The 22,630-nt window shown below is 55.1% G+C and carries 11 protein-coding genes; 4 read left to right on the forward strand and 7 right to left on the reverse strand.

The annotated features are described in order from the left end of the window. Positions 1–20: 20 nt before the first annotated feature. Positions 21–3,143 carry a SusC/RagA family TonB-linked outer membrane protein gene (locus ABD949_RS09350; RefSeq protein WP_345242799.1) on the reverse strand — a complete coding sequence of 1,041 codons (3,123 nt, stop codon included), beginning with the start codon at positions 3,141–3,143 and terminating at the stop codon, positions 21–23. 517 nt (positions 3,144–3,660) lie between these two features. Between ABD949_RS09350 and ABD949_RS09355 the strand changes: the two genes are divergently transcribed. Together ABD949_RS09355 and ABD949_RS09360 are read left to right on the forward strand one after the other, a co-directional pair. After that, positions 3,661–6,726 carry an FAD-binding and (Fe-S)-binding domain-containing protein gene (locus ABD949_RS09355; RefSeq protein WP_345242801.1) on the forward strand — a complete coding sequence of 1,022 codons (3,066 nt, stop codon included), beginning with the start codon at positions 3,661–3,663 and terminating at the stop codon, positions 6,724–6,726. A gap of 199 nt (positions 6,727–6,925) precedes the next feature. After that, complete coding sequence (locus ABD949_RS09360) at positions 6,926–8,770, forward strand: M1 family metallopeptidase (protein ID WP_425576739.1); 1,845 nt, start codon at positions 6,926–6,928, stop codon at positions 8,768–8,770. 80 nt (positions 8,771–8,850) lie between these two features. Here the strand turns inward: ABD949_RS09360 and ABD949_RS09365 are convergent, their stop codons facing one another. The 6 genes from ABD949_RS09365 to secA form a co-directional block, all read right to left on the reverse strand. Further along, on the reverse strand, positions 8,851–9,789 hold the full coding sequence (locus ABD949_RS09365; RefSeq protein ID WP_345242806.1) for a 3-oxoacyl-ACP synthase III family protein: 939 nt from the start codon (positions 9,787–9,789) through the stop codon (positions 8,851–8,853). 212 nt (positions 9,790–10,001) lie between these two features. Next, entirely contained in the window at positions 10,002–12,314 is a 2,313-nt protein-coding gene (locus ABD949_RS09370) for a M20/M25/M40 family metallo-hydrolase (RefSeq protein ID WP_345242808.1), read from the reverse strand. 40 nt (positions 12,315–12,354) lie between these two features. Then, positions 12,355–13,470 (reverse strand): glycosyltransferase, encoded by a 1,116-nt coding sequence (locus tag ABD949_RS09375; protein WP_345242810.1) that lies wholly within the window; start codon positions 13,468–13,470, stop codon positions 12,355–12,357. Beyond that, positions 13,467–14,120, reverse strand: coding sequence for a deoxyribose-phosphate aldolase (gene deoC, locus ABD949_RS09380; RefSeq protein WP_345242812.1), 654 nt, complete (start codon positions 14,118–14,120; stop codon positions 13,467–13,469). Before deoC ends, ABD949_RS09375 begins: the two co-directional genes overlap by 4 nt. A 34-nt stretch (positions 14,121–14,154) precedes the next feature. Beyond that, positions 14,155–15,273, reverse strand: a complete 1,119-nt coding sequence (locus ABD949_RS09385) for a hypothetical protein (RefSeq protein WP_345242814.1) — start codon at positions 15,271–15,273, stop codon at positions 14,155–14,157. Positions 15,274–15,290: 17 nt separating this feature from the next. Further along, positions 15,291–18,674 carry a preprotein translocase subunit SecA gene (secA, locus tag ABD949_RS09390; RefSeq protein WP_345242816.1) on the reverse strand — a complete coding sequence of 1,128 codons (3,384 nt, stop codon included), beginning with the start codon at positions 18,672–18,674 and terminating at the stop codon, positions 15,291–15,293. A 284-nt stretch (positions 18,675–18,958) separates the two neighbouring features. Here secA and ABD949_RS09395 point away from each other — a divergent pair, with 284 nt between their 5' ends. Together ABD949_RS09395 and ABD949_RS09400 are read left to right on the forward strand one after the other, a co-directional pair. Then, complete coding sequence (locus tag ABD949_RS09395; RefSeq protein WP_345242818.1) at positions 18,959–20,071, forward strand: redoxin domain-containing protein; 1,113 nt, start codon at positions 18,959–18,961, stop codon at positions 20,069–20,071. Between the two features lie 55 nt (positions 20,072–20,126). After that, positions 20,127–22,592, forward strand: coding sequence for a DUF5686 and carboxypeptidase-like regulatory domain-containing protein (locus ABD949_RS09400; RefSeq protein ID WP_345242820.1), 2,466 nt, complete (start codon positions 20,127–20,129; stop codon positions 22,590–22,592). Positions 22,593–22,630: the final 38 nt, after the last annotated feature.

A 22,630-nucleotide genomic window follows, 5' to 3' on the forward strand; every position in this document is an offset into this window, starting at 1 on the left:
GGTTTGTGTTTATTGATAAATTAGAATGTCAGGTTAACACCCAATTGGAACGAACGCGTTTTCGGGTAGATACCACCCGCATCCATACCAATGCTTTCCGGTGCACGACCCCGGCCGTTGTCTGAGAGATTCCCTCTCACTTCCAGTTCCGGATCAACACCTTTATACCCCGTCAATACAAACAGGTTGTTACCACCAGCATAAATCCGGGCGTTGGTAATGTACTTACCAGGCGTTAGCGGTACATTGTAACCGATCTGCCAGTTGTCCAGACGCGCAAACGAGCCGCTCTCCAGCCAGTAGGTCGACAATACGTTGGTGCTGTACTCTTTCGGCAGCGTGGTTACGTCGCGCAGCATATTAGTCTCCAGGATCGAGCCGGGAATCATCAGGTTCGAACGCAGGTTGTTCAGGATCTTGTTGCCGAACACTCCGCGAATCTGGAAGTTCAGGTCGAAGTTACCAAACCGGAAGCTGTTGATAAAGGCACCCGTCAGGAACGGCTGGGGATTACCCTGGTTCAGCGGGTTACCGGCGGCAAAGCGAACAGCTGCGTCAGCCTTGCTCACATCAGTTACCGGCTGATCGCCACTACCCGATACCAATAATACTTTGCCATCTGATGAGAAGCCAGCAAAGGTTGGTACGTTGTTGAACGTGCCCAGCGGACTACCCGGCTGTACAATAGACGCAAATACGTCTGACAAACCACGACCACCAAAGGCATTGAATCGAACGATACCTGAATCGAACTGGTCATTCTTCAGGGAGACAATCTCGTTGCGGTTCAATGATCCAACGATGCGTGCCGTCCAGACAAAGTTCTCTTTGGCAATCACATCACCACCCAATGAAAGTTCAATACCCTGGTTGCGCATCGAGCCTACGTTGGCCGTAATGCGGTCGGTAAAATAGCGAACACCATCGGCGGGTACAGTATAGTTGTAGAGCATGTCGCGGGTCAGCTTGTTATACACCTCCAGTGTACCCGTCAGGCGGCTGTTGAACAGCTGGAAGTCGAGACCAACGTTGGTCTGCTCGACCACCTCCCACTTCAGATCCGGGTTGGCGTTCTGGGTGATACCATAACCCGGCAGGAAGTCGCCAATAGAACCGTTGTAGTACGTACCACGCGGACCATACAACTGCAGCGACTGGTATGGGCTAATCCCTTCGGTGTTACCCGTCTGACCCCAGCCGGCGCGCAGCTTCAGGAAGTTCAGCACGTTGCCTTTGGGGAAGAAGGACTCGTTGGTCAGCGTCCAGCCGGCAGCCAGGGATGGGAACAATCCCCACTTGTTATTAGCACCCAGTTTAGAGCTGCCATCCCGACGCAGGGTAGCCGTTACGTTGTACTTGTCGCCCAGGTTAACCGTTGCCCGACCGAAGAACGAAGCCAGCTTGAGCTGGTTACGGTACGACGACGCATAATCAGAACGCGGACTGGTCAGTGAACCGGCACCTAATCCCAGGTTATTATAGCTGATCGCGTTGGTGAGGAACTGAGAGTTGTAGGCTCCGAAACCATCATAATCCACCTGCTGGTACGAATAACCACCCAGCACCGTAAAATTGCTGTTGTTCTCACCAAAGCCACGGGTATAGTTTGCGGTCAGTTCGAGCAGGCGGTCATTGGTGGTGTTCAGGTAACGCTCTGCACCACGTACTTCACCCGCATAGGCCTTAATGTTCCGGGCCCGGAAACGACTGGTTGTGTTATTTTCATTCCGGTATTGGCCATTAACGCCAAGCGTCAGGCCATCCAGAACTTCGTACCGCACGTTCATACCCCCAATAATCTGCCGGTTCGACTGATCAAAGTTTTGATTTTCCAGCATGGCAACCGGATTGAACAAATCGAAGCTGCCAGGAATCTCATAATAAGATCCATCGGCATTACGTACCGGTAGGGTAGGCAGGAAGGTAACAGCACGCCCAATAATGCCCCAGTCAGCCAGTTTACTTTCGCGGCTCTGTACTGACAGGTTATAGGCGATGTTCAATCGGTTGTCCAGCGCTTTCTGATCAAGGTTGATCCGGCCGGTTAACCGGTTGAATCCGGTGTTCTTTACAGTACCCTGCTGGTTAATGTAGTTTAATGAACCCCGGTAACTGAATCCCTGTGAACCACCAGAAACGGCCAGATCATGGTTGTTGGTATAAGCCGTCCGGGTGATTTCTTTAACCCAGTCGGTGTCATAGTTACCATCCGGGAAACGCTGCTTATCGCTCAGGTTGGTAGACCCTTTAATGGCGGTTACAGCATCTCGGTAACTAGGTCCATCGAGCAGATCGAGCCGGTTCGAAATGGTTTCCATACCCACGTAGTTATTGAAGTTAACCACGGTCCGGCCTGATTTACCCCGCTTGGTCGTAACGATGATAACGCCGTTGGCCGCGCGTGAACCGTAGATCGCAGCCGCCGAAGCATCCTTCAACACATCCATTGACTCAATGTCTTCCGGCGCGATGGTGTTAATTGGCACACCAATCATGCCATCGACCACGTACAACGGATCAGAGCCACCGGCCAGTGAGGTATAACCCCGCAAACGAACGGTTGGGTTCTGGTTGGGGTCGCCGGAAGGCCGGGTAATAACCAGACCGGCTACTTTACCCTGAATGGCCTGCAGCGGGTTCGGGTTGATACCAGGGTTAAAATCCTTAGCGCTCACCTGAACTACGGAACCCGTTACATCTTTACGACGCTGGGTACCGTAACCCACCACCACAACTTCCTCCAGTGCTTTAGTGTCGGAGGAGAGGTTAACATCAACCGTCGAGCGGTTACCCACGGCTACTTCCTGCGTTGTCAGACCGATAAAGCTGAACACCAGAGTAGCGTTATCGGGTACGTTACTGAGGGTGTACACCCCTTCTCCGTTGGTGGTGGTACCCCGATTGGTACCTTTGATCTGGACCGTTACACCGGGCAGGCCCGTGTTGTCTTCTGCCGAGACAACTTTACCGGTAACGGTTCTGTCCTGAGCTAAGGCCACCTGGTTACCGAGTAGTAAAAACAAAGCAAAAACCGTCAGCAAGCCGGAGAAAAGGCTTTTCTGTCCGGTTCGCCGGTACCAGGGAACTCTGGTCTGACCTACTTGGCCGCATGAGCGAAACATCCTGTAGGATTTGTGCATCATAGGATTAGATTAATTGGTTAGTAATATATGTGAAAAAAGCGGGGCGCTTATGTAGCCTACAATCAACCGTGACGCGGAACGTCCATAGCCAAATCCAGTCAACGTATATATTGTGCGAAGGAGTAACTGTCTGCAAATCAGTTCGTTTATATGGCGCCTTGACGGGTAATTATAGAATATCAACCTGACCCCAGCCGGCAAATTACAAAAATTAAACTCTATAATACAAATGCCATTTTGCAAAAATTTAATTAGATTTTGGTTAAATAAAGTCAGTTAAAATCAGTAGATGCGTCGCTCATCGCGGACAGAGATTCTGTGAGCAGCACCCAGGGTATAAATAAACCTGATTATCAAAGCGGTAAAGGCTCGATAGGCGGCCAGTAGATGCGCCCCCAGGCCGGTAAAAGGTTGTGGGTTTCTGCCCCCATTTACCGATAATTTCTTATTTTTAGGGCTTAATTGGCGGGCTTCTCCGGCTGCTTTACTTTCTCTCCTGCCTGTCAGGTAAATGCTTATGACTTCAGATGCGCTCCGGCAACTGGCCGGACAATTGGAGGGTACACTCTACGATGATACCACCATGCGGACGCTCTACGCCACCGATGCGTCGGCTTACCGCGAAATGCCTCAGGCGGTGGTGGTGCCCCAAACAACCCGCGATCTCAAAACACTCATCGCGTTTGCGACCCAGCACAAGACGTCGCTGATCCCCCGCACCGGCGGCACCTCGCTGGCCGGTCAGGTAGTCGGCAATGGCATTGTGGTCGATCTTTCGGTGCATTTTACGCAGATTCTGGAGCTGAATCAGGCCGAAGGCTGGGTAAGGGTGCAGCCCGGGGTGATCCGCGATGAACTGAACATGTTCCTGAAGCCATATGGCCTCTATTTCGGGCCCGAAACGTCGACTGCCAACCGCGCCATGATCGGGGGGATGGTCGGCAACAATTCCTGTGGTTCCAACTCGGTGGTTTATGGCTCTACACGGGAACATCTGCTGGAGGTGAAGGCGATACTGGCGGATGGGAGCGAGGTTGAATTTAAAGAAATTAAGACGGGGTCGACCGGCGATGAAGCGTTAAGAGTTAAGAGTCAGGAGAGCACGCTGGAGGGGGCCATTTACCGGCAGGTGGTGAATGCGCTGGCGGAGCCGGCCACGCAGGAGGAGATCCGGCGGAATTTTCCGAAGCCGAGCATCGAGCGCCGGAATACCGGTTACGCGCTGGATATGCTGCTGGGTTGTGAGCCCTTTACACCGGGCGGGGAGCCGTTCAACTTCTGCAAGCTCATTGCGGGTTCAGAAGGTACGCTTTGCTTCCTGACCGAGATAAAACTGAACGTGGTACCCCTGCCGCCGAAAGAGGGCGGGGTGGTGTGTATCCACTTCAACACCATTGATGAGTCCTTGCGGGCCAACCTGATCGCGCTGAAGTACCAGCCTCAGGCCGTGGAACTCATAGATCATTATATTCTGGAATGTACCAAAGACAATATCGAGCAGCGCAAGAACCGCTTCTTTGTACAGGGCGATCCCGGCGCCATTCTGGTCGTCGACCTGTCGAGTGAAAACCGCGCCGAGATTGAGCGCCAGGCGGCCCAGTTGGAAGCCGAGATGCGCGAAGCCGGGCTGGGATACCATTTTCCGCTGCTCTTTGGCGACGACGTTAAAAAGGTGTGGACGCTGCGGAAAGCGGGCCTGGGCCTGCTGGGCAACCTGCCCGGCGACGAAAAAGCGGTAGCGGTGATCGAAGACACCGCCGTAGACGTGCGCGATCTGCCCGATTACATCCGTGATTTCAACGCCATCCTGGCGAAGCACGGCATGTACTCCGTCCACTACGCCCATGCCGGTTCCGGCGAATTGCACCTGCGGCCCATCATCAACCTGAAGACTCAGGAGGGCCATCAGCAGTACCGGATGATTGCCGAGGAGATTGCTATGCTGGTTAAGAAATACGACGGCTCGCTCTCCGGCGAACACGGCGACGGCCGGCTACGGGGCGAATTTATCCCACAAATGGTGGGCCCGAAGAACTACGAACTGATGCGTCAGTTGAAGTATACCTGGGATCCGCAGAATATCTTCAATCCCGGCAAGATTGTGGATACGCCCCCGATGGATACCTTCCTGCGGTACGAAGCGGGGCAGTCGTCTCCTCAATTTAATACGGTGTTCCGCTACCACGACCAGACGGTGCTACAGCATGCCGAGCAGTGCAACGGCTCCGGCGACTGCCGCAAAACCCAACTGTCCGGCGGTACCATGTGCCCCAGCTACATGGCTACGCGTAGTGAACGCGATACCACCCGCGCCCGTGCCAATATGCTGCGCGAAATGCTGACCCGCTCGCCCAAAGAGAACCGCTTCGACCATGAGGAGATTAAAGACGTAATGGACCTCTGCATCTCCTGCAAAGGCTGCAAGTCAGAGTGCCCGTCGGGCGTGGATATGGCGAAACTAAAAGCTGAATTCCTCCAGCATTATTACGACGCAAACGGCGTGCCCGTCCGCTCCCGGCTGATTGCCAACTTCGCCCGGCTGACGAACCTGGCGTCGCTGGTACCCTGGGCCTACAATGCCATATTTGATACCGAGCCGCTCCGGCGCATCGCCAACCGGGTGGTCGGCTTCCATCCCGACCGCACCATGCCGCTGCTGCATAAGACGACGCTGCGGAAGTGGTTTGCCGGCAGGCAGCACACCCCCCCGGCCCCCCTTGACAGGGGGGAGGGCCGCTTCGTTCCTGCGGCTTCGGATCAGGAGCATATACCAACCGCTGCTATTCCAACTCAGGGTGTCAATAGCCCTACTCATCCCATGCCGGGGACGCCTTTCCCCCCTAACAAGGGGGGCAGGGGGGTGTACCTCTTCTGCGATGAGTTCACCAACTACAACGACGTTGAAATCGGACAGAAGGCCATATTGCTGCTGGAGAAACTGGGCTATAATGTAATCATTCCCGAACACGGCGAAAGCGGCCGGGCACCCATCTCAAAGGGCTTGATTCGGTATGCCAAAACGCTGGCGGAGCGGAATGTGCGGGACCTGAAAGACCTCATCACCGTTGAAACACCCCTGGTGGGTCTGGAGCCGTCGGCGATCCTGACCTTCCGGGATGAGTACCCCGACCTGGTTGATCAGTCACTGCTGCCCGACGCCCGACGGCTGGCCGAAAACTCTCTGACGTTCGAGGAGTTTATAGCGAGAGAGATCGACAAGGGGAACATTACCAAGCAGCAGTTTACGTCGGAGAAACGATTAATAAAACTGCACGGGCATTGCCAGCAGAAAGCGGTATCGTCGCTGGTGCCGGCCAAGAAGATGCTGTCGCTGCCGGAGAACTTCACGGTGCATCTGATTCCGTCGGGCTGTTGCGGTATGGCGGGTTCGTTCGGGTACGAGGCCGAGCATTACGAGGTATCGATGAAGATTGGCGAACTGGTGCTGTTTCCGACGGTACGGCAGCAGCCGGACGATGTGATCATTGCCGCACCGGGAACCAGTTGCCGGCATCAGATCAAAGACGGAACCGGTCGCAAGGCAAAACATCCGGCCGAGATTTTATACGAAGCCCTGCGGTAAGGCAGAATACCATTTCGGGCAAGAGCGCGTTTATTGTAACATATATTTTAGCTATAGTTTTCTTAACGACCACTTCATGAGAAAAGCAGGTATCTGGGCGGGGCTTCTTTGCCTTAGCATCAGTATCGGAGCCTGGGCCCAGTCCGGCGCATCCACAGCCAAATACGATCCGAAAGAACTCTTTCACCCGTTGTTCAATATGCAGCCGGGCAACGATTACCGCACCGGCAGCGGAGCCCCCGGTCCCCGCTACTGGCAGAACCGGGCCGACTACAAAATCAACGCCAGCCTGGACGATGTGCAGAACGTGCTGACGGGCAACGTAGAAATTACCTACACCAATAACTCACCGGAGGATCTGCCGTTTCTGTGGCTGCAGCTCGACCAGAATGCCTTTGCTGATACCTCACGGGCTGCCAAGACAACGCCCGTGACGGGTGGCCGCTTCGGTAACGCGAACTTCGCCGGAGGGGTGGTCATTACCTCCGTTACCGTAGAACAAGGCAAGAGTAAACCGGTTGCGGCTTCGTACACCATCACCGACACCCGGATGCAGTTGCGGCTGACGGAACCCTTAAAAAAAGGGGGCGATAACCTGAAAATCCGCATCGCCTATTCCTTCCGGATACCGGAGTACGGCTCCGACCGGATGGGGCAGCAGCGTACCCGCAACGGGATTATCTACGAAATAGCCCAGTGGTATCCGCGTATGTGTGTGTTCGATGACGTTGAAGGCTGGAACGTGCTGCCCTACCTGGGCGCGGGTGAGTTTTACCTGAATTACGGCGATTTTGAATACGCGATCGATGTACCCTGGAATCATATCGTCGTTGGCTCAGGTGAGTTACTGAACCCGAACGAAGTGCTCACACCGGAGCAGATCCGGCGGCTGGCGCAGGCCCGGCAGAGCGACAAAACCGTCATTATCCGGGGTAAAGATGAGGTAAATGATAACACCACGCGGCCTAAGCAGTCGGGCCGGCTGACGTGGCGGTTTCGCTGCCAGAACGCCCGCGATGTGGCTTGGGCTACCTCTAAGGCGTTTGTGTGGGATGCCGCCCGTATGAACCTGCCGAGCGGCAAAACGGCGCTGGCTCAATCAGCCTACCCGGTCGAAAGTGCGACCACCGATTCGTGGAGCCGGTCTACCGAGTACGTGAAGGGCTGTATCGAGTTTTATTCAAAGTACCTGTACGAATATACCTATCCCGTGGCCACGAATGTAGCCGGCATCGTTGGTGGTATGGAATATCCGGGTATTGTCTTTTGTGATTTCCGGGACAAAAAGAGCGCGCTCTGGGGGGTAACCGACCATGAGTTTGGCCATAACTGGTTCCCGATGATCGTGGGTAACAACGAGCGGAAGTTTGGCTGGATGGACGAAGGCTTCAACACCTTCATCAATATGCTCTCGACGGCCAATTTCAACAACGGCGAGTACCACAATGAGCGGGCAACCATGCACGATGTGGCCCCGGCGCTGTTTGGCCCCGTTGAGCCGATTATGACCCTGCCCGACGTGCAGCAGTCGCGTAACCTGGGTATTCTGGCGTACTACAAACCCGGTATGGGACTCAAACTGTTACGCGACGTTGTGCTGGGTCCGGAGCGGTTCGATTACGCCTTTCGGGAGTATATGAAACGCTGGGCGTTCAAACACCCGACACCGTACGATTTCTTCCGCACCATTGAAGACGCAGCCGGTGAAGACCTGGGCTGGTTCTGGCGCGGCTATTTCTACGAAAACTGGCGACTGGACCAGAGCGTAAAAGAAGTGAAATACGTGGAGCAAAGCCCGCAAAAAGGAGCATTGATTACGATTGAGAACCTGGAGAAAATGGCTATGCCGGTGACGGTGGAAATTCAGGAGAGCAGCGGCAAAAAAACGCGGATCAATCTGCCGGTTGAAGTCTGGCAGCGGGGCGGCACCTGGACGTTAAAACACAATTCTACCTCACCCCTCCGCGCCGTCATTGTCGACCCCGACAAAGTCGTTCCTGACATCAACCCGAAGAACAACGTCTGGCGGAGTGAAGCGAATTAACTGATTGTTTCAAGTTCCAGGTTTCATGTTAAGCGGCTAGTGTTAGCCATTCTAACTTGAAACCTGAAACCTGGAACAATTTAAACTTCTACAAGCATCGCCCCATACGAATACCCCCCGCCAAAGACGGTAACGATGATGCGCTGGCCTTTTTGGAATATATCCCAGTTTTCGGAGAGGCCGATGGCACAGCCGGCGCAACCGGTATTACCCAGCCGCTGAATGTTCGAGATGAGTTTTTCTTCCGGCAGACCGAGCGTCTGCATCACGTTGCGGCTGATGCGCAGGTTGGCCTGGTGGGGCAGGATGTAGTCGACGTCGTGGAGCGTCAGGCCGCAACGGTAGAGCACCTGCTGGCTGACCTTCGGCATGTATTGGCAGGCGTTGCTGAAAACATCGCGGCCGTGGGGCATGATAACCCCCCGCTCCAGCGGCTTCAGCACCACGGCGGTGGTGGCCTTACCGCTGGTGGCGGCTCCGCCGGTAATAACGCAGTGAATCGTTAAATCTTTCGGACTCTGGCGGTCTTTCGTCAGCAGCAGGGCCGCCGAACCATCGCCCCAGAGGTGACCCGATACGGTGTCTTCCTCGTTGTAGTAAGCGGTGTTATGTTCAGATACCACAACCAGCGCCCGGCGAGCTTTTTTCAGGGCGAAATACCCTTCTACAATCTCGATGGCGTTGAGCAGCGACGAGCAGGCGGAGGAGATGGAAACCACCGGAATATCCGGAATATGCAGATGATGCTGCACCACATGCGCCAGCGTAACAATGGTATCGTGCGGAGTATATGTAGCCCCGACAATTAAATCGACTTCCGATAAATCGACCTTTTCCTCTAAGGCGCGAACCGCTTCGACAGCCATGGTATTGGCGTTTTCGTCGGGACCGGCTTTGCGCCGTTCCTCAATGCCGGTTCGCTCGATAATCCATTCGCTGGCGAGGCCGTTAAGTTGAGTGAAGTGTTCATTACCAACTACCTGCGCTGGAAGGTAGTGGCTGACCGCATGAATATACATTATGCCAACGGTTAAGGCTGGTGGCGGAGACCGCATTTCAGGCCGCAAAGGTACTCAATTTTTGACCCATCCGGACATTTTTGCCGGAATAATACAAAGATGGCTCAATAAAGTGTAAGGTATTAGCGCAGGCCACTTTTAAATAGCCTTGTCCGTCAACCGATTGGACCAATCTGTATAGATTCGGCAGCGTGTGCGCTTTTCGGTTGAGATTAAAATTGATACGCTTTCCTGACCACGGTGATATTACTGGTTCGGCCCTGCTCCGGGATCACGTGAGCAGGCATAGGCGTTTTAACCAACTGCTGAGGCAAACCAATAGACTGGTCATACAGCAGCAACCGCAGCGGACTGTCCTTCTTCAACTGTACCAATAGCGTTACCTCTTTGGACACGGGTAAGCCGTTAAACAGGATATAAAAGGCCGGTCCTTCGGGCGTATCGGTGAATTTGCGCAGCAGCCGTTCGCCATTCATCGTTACGGCAAATACATCGCTTTCCTGTTGGGGCAACAGTACAATCTGCACATGCGCGGCCTGCCGGGGTGAGTGCAGGCGGATGGTCAGCACGTGGTCCTGCCCGGCTGCGGAGTCGGATATAAGTTGGGCAACGGGGGGCTGAACAGGGATGGGCTGCGCTTTATCTTTCAGGTAAACCGCCGATGCCATGGGGTAAAACTCTGCGAGGGTACCGGTAGTCGGATTGGGGAAGAATTGCCTGTTCCAATCGTCGGTGGTCTGGTAATCCGACGCCCACCAGGCCTGCCCGTTGTCGGCATTCAGGTAATAGCCAACATGGCTGTGGAGCGGGTGTTCCGGGCCAGGCTGCTCCTGTTGGATGGCCCAAACGGTTTGTAGGACTCCTGCCAGCAGGAGCAGCAAAGAAAGTATCGGTATGCGTCGCCAGTTTGTCTGTCGCTCTGACACCATCAGCAAAGGGAAAGCCAGTCCCAACACAAGCAGAAACAGGCCTACCGAAGCCACCGGTAATTGCAGCGCGAAGATCACGGTTAACAGCCGGACAATCGGCATCAGCATAAAGATGGCTGGCAGCAGTGCGATCAGCAGAATACTCACGTATGGCAAAGAGGTCTCCTGCCGGTGCCGGTTCTGGACAAAGACAATCAGGGTACCGACCAGACAAAACAGGAGGGGAAATAAAAAAACAAAGGTAGCCGACGGAACAAAGGCAAACAGGGTGAGAGTCAGCCCGTACAGCAGCAGATACACGCCCATCGTGAGCGAAAATACTCGGAGCCGGCGCAGGGCAAGCCGGCTTACCAGCAGAAACAGGCCCGTTGCCACTAAGAGGTACGCGACCCAAAAGAGATTGGAGCTATATACGCCATTAAATGGATGGGTGTAAGGCAGCAGGCGCAAGATGAGCCTATTTATCAGGAAAATTGACCCGGCGACAATGACCAGCATTACTAAATAAAGGAGAAAGCCACCGAGTACCTGCGGCAGGGTAATGGCTTTCCTACGCAGTCCGGCAATCAATACACCTATTAGCAGCCCGGTTACCAGGGCAATCCACAGCCCGTTCAGCGTCATGGGGTATTGAACCAGCCAGCTGCCCGCCGGATTGAAAAACACTTTATCCGGCGCTTTGGTCTGGGTGAGGGAAATGGTCCCGAAATGCCGCGTCAGCGCCAGCATATTGTCACCATGGTGCTGGAGGCTATTCTGATTCAGATTATCCGGAGAATCCGTGAGTTTATGGTAGTGAACAAACCCATCAGCAAAAGCGGAATTGACGCCCGTATACCCTGCCTCCCGGAAGACCGAGAAATCGGTATCATTAGGTAAGGCGCGGTAGACTTCATACATCAGTGAACTGGCAAACGGGTACGGTGCCGCCTTCGCGAACTCTTCAATCACCCAGCCGTTTTCAGGGCTTATTTCAAAGGTCATGCTCGGGCCGCTATTGCCCCTGGCTTCCAGGTTTATAACAAGCCCAACGTCTTTGGCGAGCCGGTGGCGAAGAAAGGCACTCGCGCCGAAGAGACCATATTCTTCGCCATCGGTGAGCAAAAAAATGACGTCGTTTTGCAAGGGAGGGCCTTGCCGGAGTGCCCGGGCGGTTTCCAGGATGGCGGCTACGCCGGCCCCATCGTCGGCGGCACCGGGTGTATTGGGCTGGGAGTCGTAGTGGGCCATCAGGAGTACGGCTTTACCGGCTGTACGCCCTTTCAACCGTCCGATGATGTTGTAGACATATCCCGTCCGGCTGGCCCCAAAAGCTTCCGCGCTCACGGTACGCTCCTGCACCTCGGGCTGTAAGCCAAGCCGACGCATTTCATCGACCAGATACCCCCGTACCTGTGCATGTGCCGGCGTACCCATGGCGTGGGGTACAGCGGCAATCCGGCGTATATACTGCATCGCCCGCTCCGCCGAAAACTCGTTGGCCAGGGCCGAAGCCGGACGGGCTTCCGGCGGTCTGACCAGCAGCGTACTCCAGACGGAAAAACCGGTTAAGGCTAGCAGGACGAATATCGCCAGGAGAAGACGGGGCTGTGGCATGCAGTGAAGGGGGTAGCCTGATGTCGATAATGCGGGTAAATTAACGCAAAGACGAGTAGAGGTCAAGCAATTTGCGGGCTTCCGTATCCCAGTTGTATTCCCGCAGCACGGCTTCATAGCCGCGCTGGCCCATGGCTTCGGCTTCGTCACGGTGTTCGATCAGCCAGATTAGCCGGTCGGCAACGGCTGTGGTGTTGGTGGGGTCCACGCAGAAACCGCACTGGTGCCGCTCGACTACATCCTGGTAGAGGGGAAAGTCGGAGGTGAGTACCGGCAGGCCGAGCGCCATGTACTCAAACATTTTGGTGGTGTACGAGTCCGGGTAATCACCGACAGGCTTGAGCAGGGCAATACCAGCAACGGCGTTGCTAGCGTAGGGCAGGGCTTCCGGTTGGTCGGTATATCCGTAGAAGATCAGATCTTCTTTGACGGCATGGTAGGCCGGAATGCGTTCCAGATCTTCCTGGGTAAATGTCTGCCGACCAAATAGATGGACTTTGAAGGAAGGATATTGCTTTTTCAGGCGTACAAAGCCTTCGAGCATGGCATCAAAGGCGCGCTCGAAGGTTAACCAGCCGATGTAGAAAAAGGTGATGGGTTCCTGCGACTGGCGATAGGGACGGCGATAGGGGAGGATGTCGTCGAGCAGAGGGTAGTTGTAAATGACGGCGTAGGGTTTGACCAGATTGGAATAGGTATCCAGGTAACCGTGTTCGGTAAAAATGAGCGTAAAATGCTGCCGCGCCAATTGATCGAAATACCGGAAGGCCTGCTCCAGCAGCCAGCCCCGGTTGAAGGTCTTCAGGTGCATTTTCTTGTATAGATTCTCCTGTACCTCATAAATGACCACGGCACCCAGCCATTTGAACAGAAACGCAAAGGGGATGAACTCCGGTACGTAGATATGAATTACGCGGGGCCGGATCCACAGGCAGCGCAGCACGATGAGCGGACAGGTAAGCAGGGTGCGCCAGATTACCCGTTTAAAATACGGCAGCCGGATAAACCGAATCTCCGGTGCTACACTCGGTATGGCGTTCGGGATGGCGCAGTAGACATCATAAACTTGCGCCAGCGTGCGGCATTGTTTATACACGACCCTGGGGTCGGTGGGTTGGTGAGCGGTACTGATGTGCAGGATACGCCCTTTCTTCATACAGTTTGCTGCACAATAGCGACACCCGATGAGGTACCGATGCGGGCTGCACCGGCTTCTATGAAGGCCAGGGCCTGTTCGTAGGTTTTGATGCCGCCGGAAGCTTTTACCTGCATGGTGTCCGGCAGCAATGACCGGATCAGTTTTACCTGCTCAATCTCCGCCCCGGCCGGGGCAAAGCCGGTGGAGGTTTTTACAAAATCAGCGTTGGCTTCGACGCATAACTCGCAGGCAATCCGGATTTCGTTGTCGTCCAGGTAAGCGGTTTCAAGAATGACCTTCAGCAAGGCGCCCTGGCTCTGGGCCAGACCGGCCAGCGTACTGATTTCCTCCCGCACGCTCAGATACGCCATGGACTTGAACCGGGTCAGATTGATGACCATATCCAGCTCGGTCGCGCCATCTTCCAGCGCCTTCTCGGATTCAGTCACTTTTACCGTCAGGCTGTTGTACCCCAGCGGAAACCCGATGACCGTGCAGACGGTAACCGGCGACCCCGCCAGGATGTCACTGGCATATAAGACATAAGAAGGAGGGACACAAACCGTCCGGAACCGATGCTGATACGCTTCAGCGCAGAGTTGCCGGATGTCCGTTTCGGTAGCGGTGGGCTTTAGATTGGTGTGGTCGATGTAGGTTTCAAGTTTCATGTTTCAAGTTGATGGAGCGGTGCGATAGGCCTCATTACTTTATACTATATTTCCGTAAATCGGCATCAATCCGTTGGTTCCAGCGCTCCTGGACCGACTGATTAATGCCGTGATTCGTTTCACCGTCGTACTGCTCCTGGAGCCGGTTCATCTCCCGGAACGCTTCCAGGTATTGGTATTGAATGATGCTGTTGTAATCGTCGATGGTCAGGCTGTCGGCGGGTACCCGCTGCTTGAACCGTTCGGCTACGATCTTGACAATGTCGAAGTGCCGCTGCTCGTGGTTAAGGGCGTAATCATTTCGGGCCACTTCTTTCACCCAGGACGAGCTTTTCAGGACATAGACTTTCAGGATCAGCTTTACATTCAGCACCCCGTTTACCGTTTCGCTGCCGCCTTCGTAGCCGAAACTCGGAAACACGGCGGCTGCGTACCGGCTGATCCCCGACGGTTTGGCCCGGAAATCATTCCAGGTCAGCGGGCGGTTGACGGCGTAAAATACCGAATCGGTCTCGGCCGTGTTCACATAATCCGTGAAGGTAACCTTCAGGTCTTTAGCCAGTTTCTCGTTCTGATTTGCCTGCTGGTTCATCCAGGTGTTCAGGAACTTCAACGCATCCGTTAATGACTGCCGCAGCGTCGGCTCAATGGACGTAAGCTGACTGGCCGGCCGGTTATAACGCGCTCCACCCTGATACTCCACCAGCCGGACCGACTCGCCATCGCGCAGGATGTCAAACGCCATGCCTACCACAATGCGGCCTTCAACCCGGTTGCCGGTGGCCGCCGTCTCGGTGATTTTGCACTGTTTCAGCCGGATGGCAATAGCCCGCAGCGACTGATTCTGCCGCAGACTCTGGCGGACAAACTGCCGGAGGGCCGGCACGGTACCGCCCTGCAAATCGACCCGCTCCGCTGGCCGGCCGGGTGTTGTTATCAGGTGACCTATCCCTCCACGCTCCGGGCGCTCATCGATAACGTCGGCAATATAAAACTCTTTCGGGGTAAACGGCAGCGGCTCCGCCTTCAGGACAATCGGTTCGGCCGCAGGCTTTAAACCCACAAAGAAGTAAACCGTAAAAAAGGCCGAAAGCCAGACGGCCACACGCTGTTTTCGCTTCGTATGACTACCTGACTTCCGGCTTCTATTCATGGCTTCTATCAACGTCTCTATTCAATTAACACCGCCCGACCGGTCATAATGTCGTTTTCGACGGTCTTGTATTTAACGTCGCGCTTCACGGTGCCGTCGGCGTACTGTACACTCACCTTCTCATTGCGGTTGGCAATTTTGGTGACGCGTACCGGAGCCTGGCGCTCGGGTGGCCGGTTGTTGGCGGCCATCCGGCGGGCGTACTCTTCCGGTCCGCCGGCTACCGGCTCATCGTGGTCTTCCTTGTTGGTATGCAGTTCGGGCTGCGGCTCCGGACGATGGGCCGGGGCCTGCATTACTTCCTGCCGCACCTCCTGAGGCTCCTGCGCTGGAATATCAGCTTTACTCAGGAAGCTGATCGTATCGAAGTTAACCTTGTTGAGAAAGCGTTTGAACAACTCCACCGACTCAAACTTATACACCAGCAGCGGATCTTTCTGCTCGAACACGGCATTTTGTACCGACTGCTTCAGGTCGTCCATCTCGCGCAGGTGTTCTTTCCATTCCTGGTCAATGATAGAGAGCGTAACGGCTTTCTCCATCTCGGTTACCAGTTCGCGGGCCTGTGTGTCAACGGAGCGCTGCAGATCGCAGACGACCGTTAGTTCGTGTACACCGTCGGTAAACGGCACCACAATGTTCTTAATGATGGCACCCTGCTCCTGCAGTACCTGCTGAAGCACCGGCAAGGCCTTTTCAGCAATGGCGTGGTTCTTTTCGTGGTACTTTTTCTCGGCTTCTTCGTACAAGCGCTGCACTTGCTCCGGCTTTTTCAGCTTGGCAAATTCTTCGCGGCTGATCGATACGCTTACGCCCATCGCGGTCAGCATTTGCAGCGAGATCTCGTCGTAGTTACCTTCCGTATTGGTAACGATTTCGTCGCAGACATCGTACATCGTGTTGGCAATGTCCAGCGGCAGACGATCCCCGAAGAGGGCGTTCCGGCGACGCTTGTAGATCGCTTCCCGCTGGTAGTTCATCACGTCGTCGTATTCCAGCAGGCGCTTCCGGATACCGAAGTTGTTTTCTTCTACCTTTTTCTGCGCCCGCTCAATCGACTTGGTAATCATCGAGTGCTGAATCACCTCGCCTTCTTCCAGACCCATCCGGTCCATGACGCGGGCAATGCGATCGGAGCCGAACAGACGCATCAGGCTATCTTCCAGCGACACAAAGAACTGCGTGGTACCGGGGTCACCCTGACGACCCGAACGACCGCGCAACTGCCGGTCGACCCGACGTGACTCGTGGCGTTCCGTACCGATGATGGCCAGACCACCGGCACTCCGCGATTCAGGGGTCAGTTTAATGTCGGTACCCCGGCCGGCCATGTTGGTGGCGATGGTTACCGCTCCCGGCTTACCGGCTTCGGAAACGATTTCGGCCTCGCGCTGGTGGTACTTGGCGTTGAGGACCTGGTGCTGAATCTTCCGGAGCATCAGCAAACGGCTGAGCAGCTCGGAGTTTTCAACGGAGGTGGTACCTACCAGGACCGGGCGCCCCTTCTCGACCAGACTCACAATCTCGTCGACAACGGAATTATATTTCTCCCGTACCGAGCGGTATACTTTATCTTCTTCATCCTTCCGGACGATCTGTCTGTTGGTTGGAATGACTACCACATCCAGCTTGTAGATCTGCCAGAATTCAGAGGCTTCCGTTTCGGCCGTACCGGTCATGCCGGCCAGCTTGTGGTACATCCGGAAGTAGTTTTGCAGCGTAACGGTGGCGTACGTCTGGGTCGCGTCTTCCACCTTCACGCCTTCCTTGGCTTCTACGGCCTGGTGCAGACCATCTGACCAGCGACGACCTTCCATAATCCGGCCCGTCTGCTCGTCAACGATCTTTACCTTCCCGTCCATAATCACGTAATCGACATCCTTCTCAAACAGGCTGAAGGCTTTCAGCAACTGGTTGACGGTGTTGATGCGCTGCGTCTTGACGGAGTAATCACGGATAACAGCCTCTTTGTGCAGGATTTTTTCCTGTTCCGACAACTCGCTGTTTTTATCAACGGCGTTCAGGTCGATAGACAGGTCGGGCAGGATAAAGAAGTTCGGGTCTTCGCCGGAGCCGGTGATGTAGTCGATTCCTTTCTCGGTCAGGTCAATGCTGTTGTGCCGCTCGTCGATGGTAAAGTACAGGGGAGCATCGGCTTCCGGCATCAGCTTCTGGTTTTCGGCCAGGTAAATAGATTCTGTTTTCTGCAGAATCTGCTTCATACCGGTTTCGCTCAGGTACTTAATCAGCGGCTTGTATTTGGGGAAGCCCCGGTGCGCCCGAAACAGGGCCACGCCCCCTTCCTTCTCGTCGCCGGCGGCAATTTTCTTCTTCGCTTCGTTCAGCAGGTCCATCACCAGCTTGCGCTGGGCTTCGACCACCCGGGCTACGCGGGGTTTCAATTCAATAAAATCCTGCTCGTCACCACGGGGTACGGGACCGGAGATAATCAGGGGCGTCCGGGCATCATCGATCAGGACGGAGTCAACCTCATCGACCATGGCGTAGTGGTGTTTCCGCTGCACCAGTTCTTCCGGGGTGCGGGCCATGTTGTCGCGGAGGTAGTCGAAACCGAATTCGTTGTTGGTTCCGTAGGTGATGTCGGCCAGGTAAGCGTTCTTGCGGGCTTCGGAGTTCGGCTGGTGCTTATCAATACAATCGATGCGCAGGCCGTGGAACTCAAACAGCGGGGCCATCCACTCGGAGTCACGCTTGGCAAGGTAGTCGTTTACCGTCACGACGTGTACACCACGACCGGCCAGGGCGTTCAGGAAGGCCGGGAACGTAGCCACGAGGGTTTTACCTTCACCCGTAGCCATTTCGGAGATCTTGCCCTGGTGCAGCACCACCCCACCGATGATCTGCACATCGTAGTGGACCATGTCCCACTTGATGAGCGTACCGGCGGCTTCCCACTGGTTGGCCCAGTAGGCCTTGTCACCGTCGATGGTTACGTTCTTTTTCCGGAGGGCTAGTTCTCGGTCGAGCGGAGTGGCGGTAACGTCGAGTTGCTCGTTCTGCGAAAAACGGCGGGCAGTTTCTTTAACCACGGCAAACGCTCTGGGCAGGATGTCCAGCAGCACACGCTCCAGTTCTTTGTTGCGGTCGGCCTCCAGTTTATCGATCTGGTTGAAGATCTGTTCTTTCTGGTTGACATCCATGTCCGGCTGGCTGCTTACCTGGTGGTTCAGGTCAGCCACTTTGGTATCGATGTCCTGCAACTCGCGGGCGATCTGCTGCTTCAGTTCGGCCGATGCATTCCGCAGTTCGTCGTTGGAAAGGTCCTTCAACCGGTTAAATTCGGTATTCACCTTTTCCACATACGGGTACAGGTCGCGCAGGTCCCGTTGTGACTTGGTGCCGAAAAACTTGGTTATACCTTTAGTGATAAGATTAATCATTTTCTGGGATAATAGGCATTTGTCAGTGTCAGGCCGCCGGGCGGTCGCCACTGACTATATAGTTTACGTAATTTTGCACAAAATTAGTTCATTACGTCGGTACTGCAACAAGCCCGTCTATTGAATTCTACTTCCTTATTAGCAAGTGCTTCGCAAAGCCGGCGGAAAACAAAGAATCAACTATCAGACCAGGCCGCGGTGCCTGAAGGTTTTACGCCATAATGGCAGATAAATTTGTATCTTTCTCTTACAAAAGCAATGTATTTCCTAACCCTGCTTCCAATATGAAACGGCTGCTACTCCTTTTGATCATGGGGTCGCTGGTGGCGAATACCTACGCTGAAGAGCCCAAAACGCTGGCGATTGGCGCAAAAGCTCCAGATTTTAGCCTGCCCGGCGTTGATGACAAAACGTACAGCCTGGCCAGCTTCGCCAAAGCCGATGTGCTGGTTATGGTCTTTACCTGTAATCACTGCCCCACGGCCCAGGCGTACGAAGACCGACTGATCCGGTTTACTACCGATTACAAAAACAAAGGGGTACAGGTCGTGGCGATTTCGCCCAACGCGCCGGAAGCGGTCAGCCTCGACGAACTGGGATACTCTGACCTGGGCGATACCTTCGAGGAAATGAAAATCCGGGCCAGCGGGAAAGACTATAACTTTCCATACCTCTACGATGGTGCTACCCAGGCTACTGCCCGGGCCTACGGTGCCGTGGCTACCCCGCATGTATTTATCTTCGACAGGAGCCGGACGTTGCGGTACATCGGGCGGTTTGATGATGTGGAGAAACCAACGGGTAAACCGAACCACAACGACGCCCGCGAGGCTGTAGAGGCTCTGCTGGCCGGCCGGCCTGTTGCCAACCCGACGACTAAATCGTTCGGTTGTTCGATCAAGTGGAAAGATAAAACGGAGTGGATTCAGAAGACCAGGGAGCGATGGGCCAAAGAAGAGGTGAAGCTGGAGAGCATCAACGAAGAATCGTTGCGGAAGTTGCTGAAAAACGATACCGATAAGCTGCGGGTGGTCAACGTCTGGGCAACCTGGTGCGGGCCCTGCGTGGTGGAGTTTCCGGATCTGGTGGATACCTACCGGATGTACCGCGGACGCGATTTTGACTTCGTCAGCATCACTACCGACAAACCCGAAGCACGGGAAAAGGCGCTGAAGTTCCTGAAAAGCAAACAGGCGTCCAATGCCAATTATATTTTGGAGGGGTTAGACATCTATACCTTCATTGAACTCGTAGATCCCAAATGGCAGGGTGCCCTGCCTTACACATTGGTGATTGAGCCGGGCGGCAAGGTAGCCTACCGCAAACAGGGGGCTGTCGACCTGCGCGAATTCCGCCGGGCTATTGTCGATAATGCTGTAATTGGGCGGTATTACTGACCTCGTATACGAAACGGCCTGCCAGTGCGTATTAGTGATAGTAAACACATTACTAATGAATCGGATTGGGCTTTTCCTCTGTCTGCTGTTGGGGCTGCTGACGCCGGGATACGCCCAGCAACTATACAAAGGGGTGGTGCGCGATGCCCGCACCCGCGAGCCGCTGGCGTTTGTGAGCCTGGCGGTGCAGGGTACAAAACAGGGTACGCTGACGGACCTCGACGGACGTTTTCAAATTAAAGCTACAGCGGGGCAGACGCTGCTGGTCAGTTATGTAGGGTATCAGCCCCGAGCTGTCAGGCTGGCAGATGAAGGTGATCTCCTCCGCATTGACCTGGTGCCAACGGTGACGCAGCTGAGCGAAGTAGTGGTGCGGCCGGGCGAGAATCCGGCCTGGGCCATTGTCCGGAACGTGCTGAAGAACCGGTCGCGCAACGATCCCGAAGCGTATTCAACCTATACCTGTAAGACCTACAACAAGTCATATTACACTATTGATAACTTCGTTACGGATACCTCTACTGAGGCTTATCGCAACCAGGTAAAACGGCGGCCGTACAGCCCCATGCTGATGGAAGCGTTTACGAGCCAGATGCACGTCTGGCTCAAGGAGTCCGTCACCGAGATCCGTTACCAGCGGCCAAACCAGCGCAAGGAGATCATTCTGGCTACAAAATCTTCGTTTCCTGGTGATTTCTCAATGGGGATCACGCCGACCGATTTTCAGCCGTTCGGGTTTTACCAGGAAATCATTCAACTGCCAATAATGGAGCGCAATTACCTCAACCCCATCGCCGAGGGTACCTTTTCCCGCTATGATTTTGCAATTGAAGATACCTTGTTCCACGAGCACGACAGCACCTATGTCCTGTCGTTTCAGCCGTTTCCGAACAAGCACTTTGAAGGGCTCAAAGGCGTGGTGTACATTAACACCGACGGCTACGCCATCGAAAACATCATTGCCATGCCGGCAGACACGAATCAGAAGGTCTGGTTCCGGGTGCAACAGCAGTACCAGCGGCTGGGTGGGCGCTGGTTTCCCGACTGGCTGCAAACCGACCTGAAGATGCCGCTGGCCAAAAGTTCGACCAAACTGGATGTGCTGATCCGCAACCGCAGCCAGGTCACCGAGGTGCAGATCAACCCGATCCTGCCCATGAAAAGTTTTGACCACCTGACCCGCGAGCAGCGCCCTGGTGCAGCCTCTACTCCCGATTCGGTCTGGCAGCGGCTGCGGGCCGACTCGCTCGACCATCGCGAGCGGGCGTCGTATGCCATGTGGGACTCGCTGCCCCAACTGCGCCGGATTGGCCGGTTCCTGCACGGCTTCAGCGATGTGATGCAGGTATTGACTACCGGTACGCTTGAAGGGGGGGCGGTCGATCTGGTGGTGGCCGACCTGCTCCGCTGGAACCAGTACGAAGGCACGCGTTTAGGGCTGGGGGTGCAGCTGACCCCACCGCCACTACCCTGGGCGAAACTGTACGGTTACGCTGCGTTTGGCACGGCGGATAAAGCGCTCAAGTACGGTGGGAGTCTGGAGGCCAATCTGCTACCCCGGCGTGACCTCCGGCTGGGCGTCAGCTACCGGCAGGACATTGCCGAACCGGGCCAGCTTACTTCATTGAGTCAGTCCCTGATTGTGCTGGGGCGGCCGCAGCCCCGCAACTGGCTGCGCAGCCGCATGGACAGTGTGCAGGCCTGGCGGGTCGACGGCTATTTTCGCCCGCTGCCCCATGTGCAACTCAATCTGTATGGCTGGCGTGAATACCGGCAGGTGACGTCGTATCCCTATCAGTTTTCGGTGGAATCGGTTAATCCCCATCGCTTCTATAACAGTGAACTGGGTCTAAACGTCCGGATTGCCCCCCGCGAGCAGATGCAGAAAGCGGGTAAGCTGGAGACCATTCTGGCAGGATCCTTTCCGATAGTGGATGTGCAGGTCGCTATCGGGATACCTGCGCTGGGTGGTCAGTTTACCTACACCAAAACCGTTGTTCAGGTCGACGATGAGGTGGTGAGCAAGGCGCTGGGTACGTCCCGGTTCCGGCTGCTGGGGGGATGGCTCAACGGCACGGTGCCATATCCGTACCTGTTTGGCGCACCCGGCAGCAGCGCGGGCGGCAACGGCTTTTACTACTACTCGCCCAATACCTTCCAGACGATGGGGCTGTACGAGTTTGCCTCCGACCGCTTTGCCTACCTGTTCTGGGAGCACAACTTCGGCCGGTTGCTGTTCCGGCTCAAAACGAAATACAGCCAGCCGGAAATCAGCGTCTCGCAGCATGTGGGTTTCGGGCAACTGAGCAACCGCAAACCCCATGAGCCGCTGGTGTTCCGGACGCTGGAGAAGGGCTATTACGAAAGTGGTTTGTCTGTGTATAACCTCCTGCGGTTCCCCTTTATGCAGTCGCTGTACATGGGATTGGGCGGCAGCGTTTTCCGGCGCTGGGGCCCCAATCAGTTCCCGCTCGCCCGCGACAATTATGCCTACCGGCTTACCGTAACGCTGTCAATCTGAAAGCAGGTCTGCCGGATAATAAACTTTTTCTGATTTTT

This window comes from Nibrella saemangeumensis, from assembly GCF_039541915.1.
GTDB lineage: Bacteria > Bacteroidota > Bacteroidia > Cytophagales > Spirosomataceae > Nibrella > Nibrella saemangeumensis.

Coding starts and splice junctions, on each gene's coding strand:
- ABD949_RS09350 (WP_345242799.1), bottom strand. CDS start 3,143: ATGATGCACAAATCCTACAGGATGTTTCGCTCATGCGGCCAAGTAGGT.
- ABD949_RS09355 (WP_345242801.1), top strand. CDS start 3,661: ATGACTTCAGATGCGCTCCGGCAACTGGCCGGACAATTGGAGGGTACA.
- ABD949_RS09360 (WP_425576739.1), top strand. CDS start 6,926: ATGCAGCCGGGCAACGATTACCGCACCGGCAGCGGAGCCCCCGGTCCC.
- ABD949_RS09365 (WP_345242806.1), bottom strand. CDS start 9,789: ATGTATATTCATGCGGTCAGCCACTACCTTCCAGCGCAGGTAGTTGGT.
- ABD949_RS09370 (WP_345242808.1), bottom strand. CDS start 12,314: ATGCCACAGCCCCGTCTTCTCCTGGCGATATTCGTCCTGCTAGCCTTA.
- ABD949_RS09375 (WP_345242810.1), bottom strand. CDS start 13,470: ATGAAGAAAGGGCGTATCCTGCACATCAGTACCGCTCACCAACCCACC.
- deoC (WP_345242812.1), bottom strand. CDS start 14,120: ATGAAACTTGAAACCTACATCGACCACACCAATCTAAAGCCCACCGCT.
- ABD949_RS09385 (WP_345242814.1), bottom strand. CDS start 15,273: ATGAATAGAAGCCGGAAGTCAGGTAGTCATACGAAGCGAAAACAGCGT.
- secA (WP_345242816.1), bottom strand. CDS start 18,674: ATGATTAATCTTATCACTAAAGGTATAACCAAGTTTTTCGGCACCAAG.
- ABD949_RS09395 (WP_345242818.1), top strand. CDS start 18,959: ATGAAACGGCTGCTACTCCTTTTGATCATGGGGTCGCTGGTGGCGAAT.
- ABD949_RS09400 (WP_345242820.1), top strand. CDS start 20,127: ATGAATCGGATTGGGCTTTTCCTCTGTCTGCTGTTGGGGCTGCTGACG.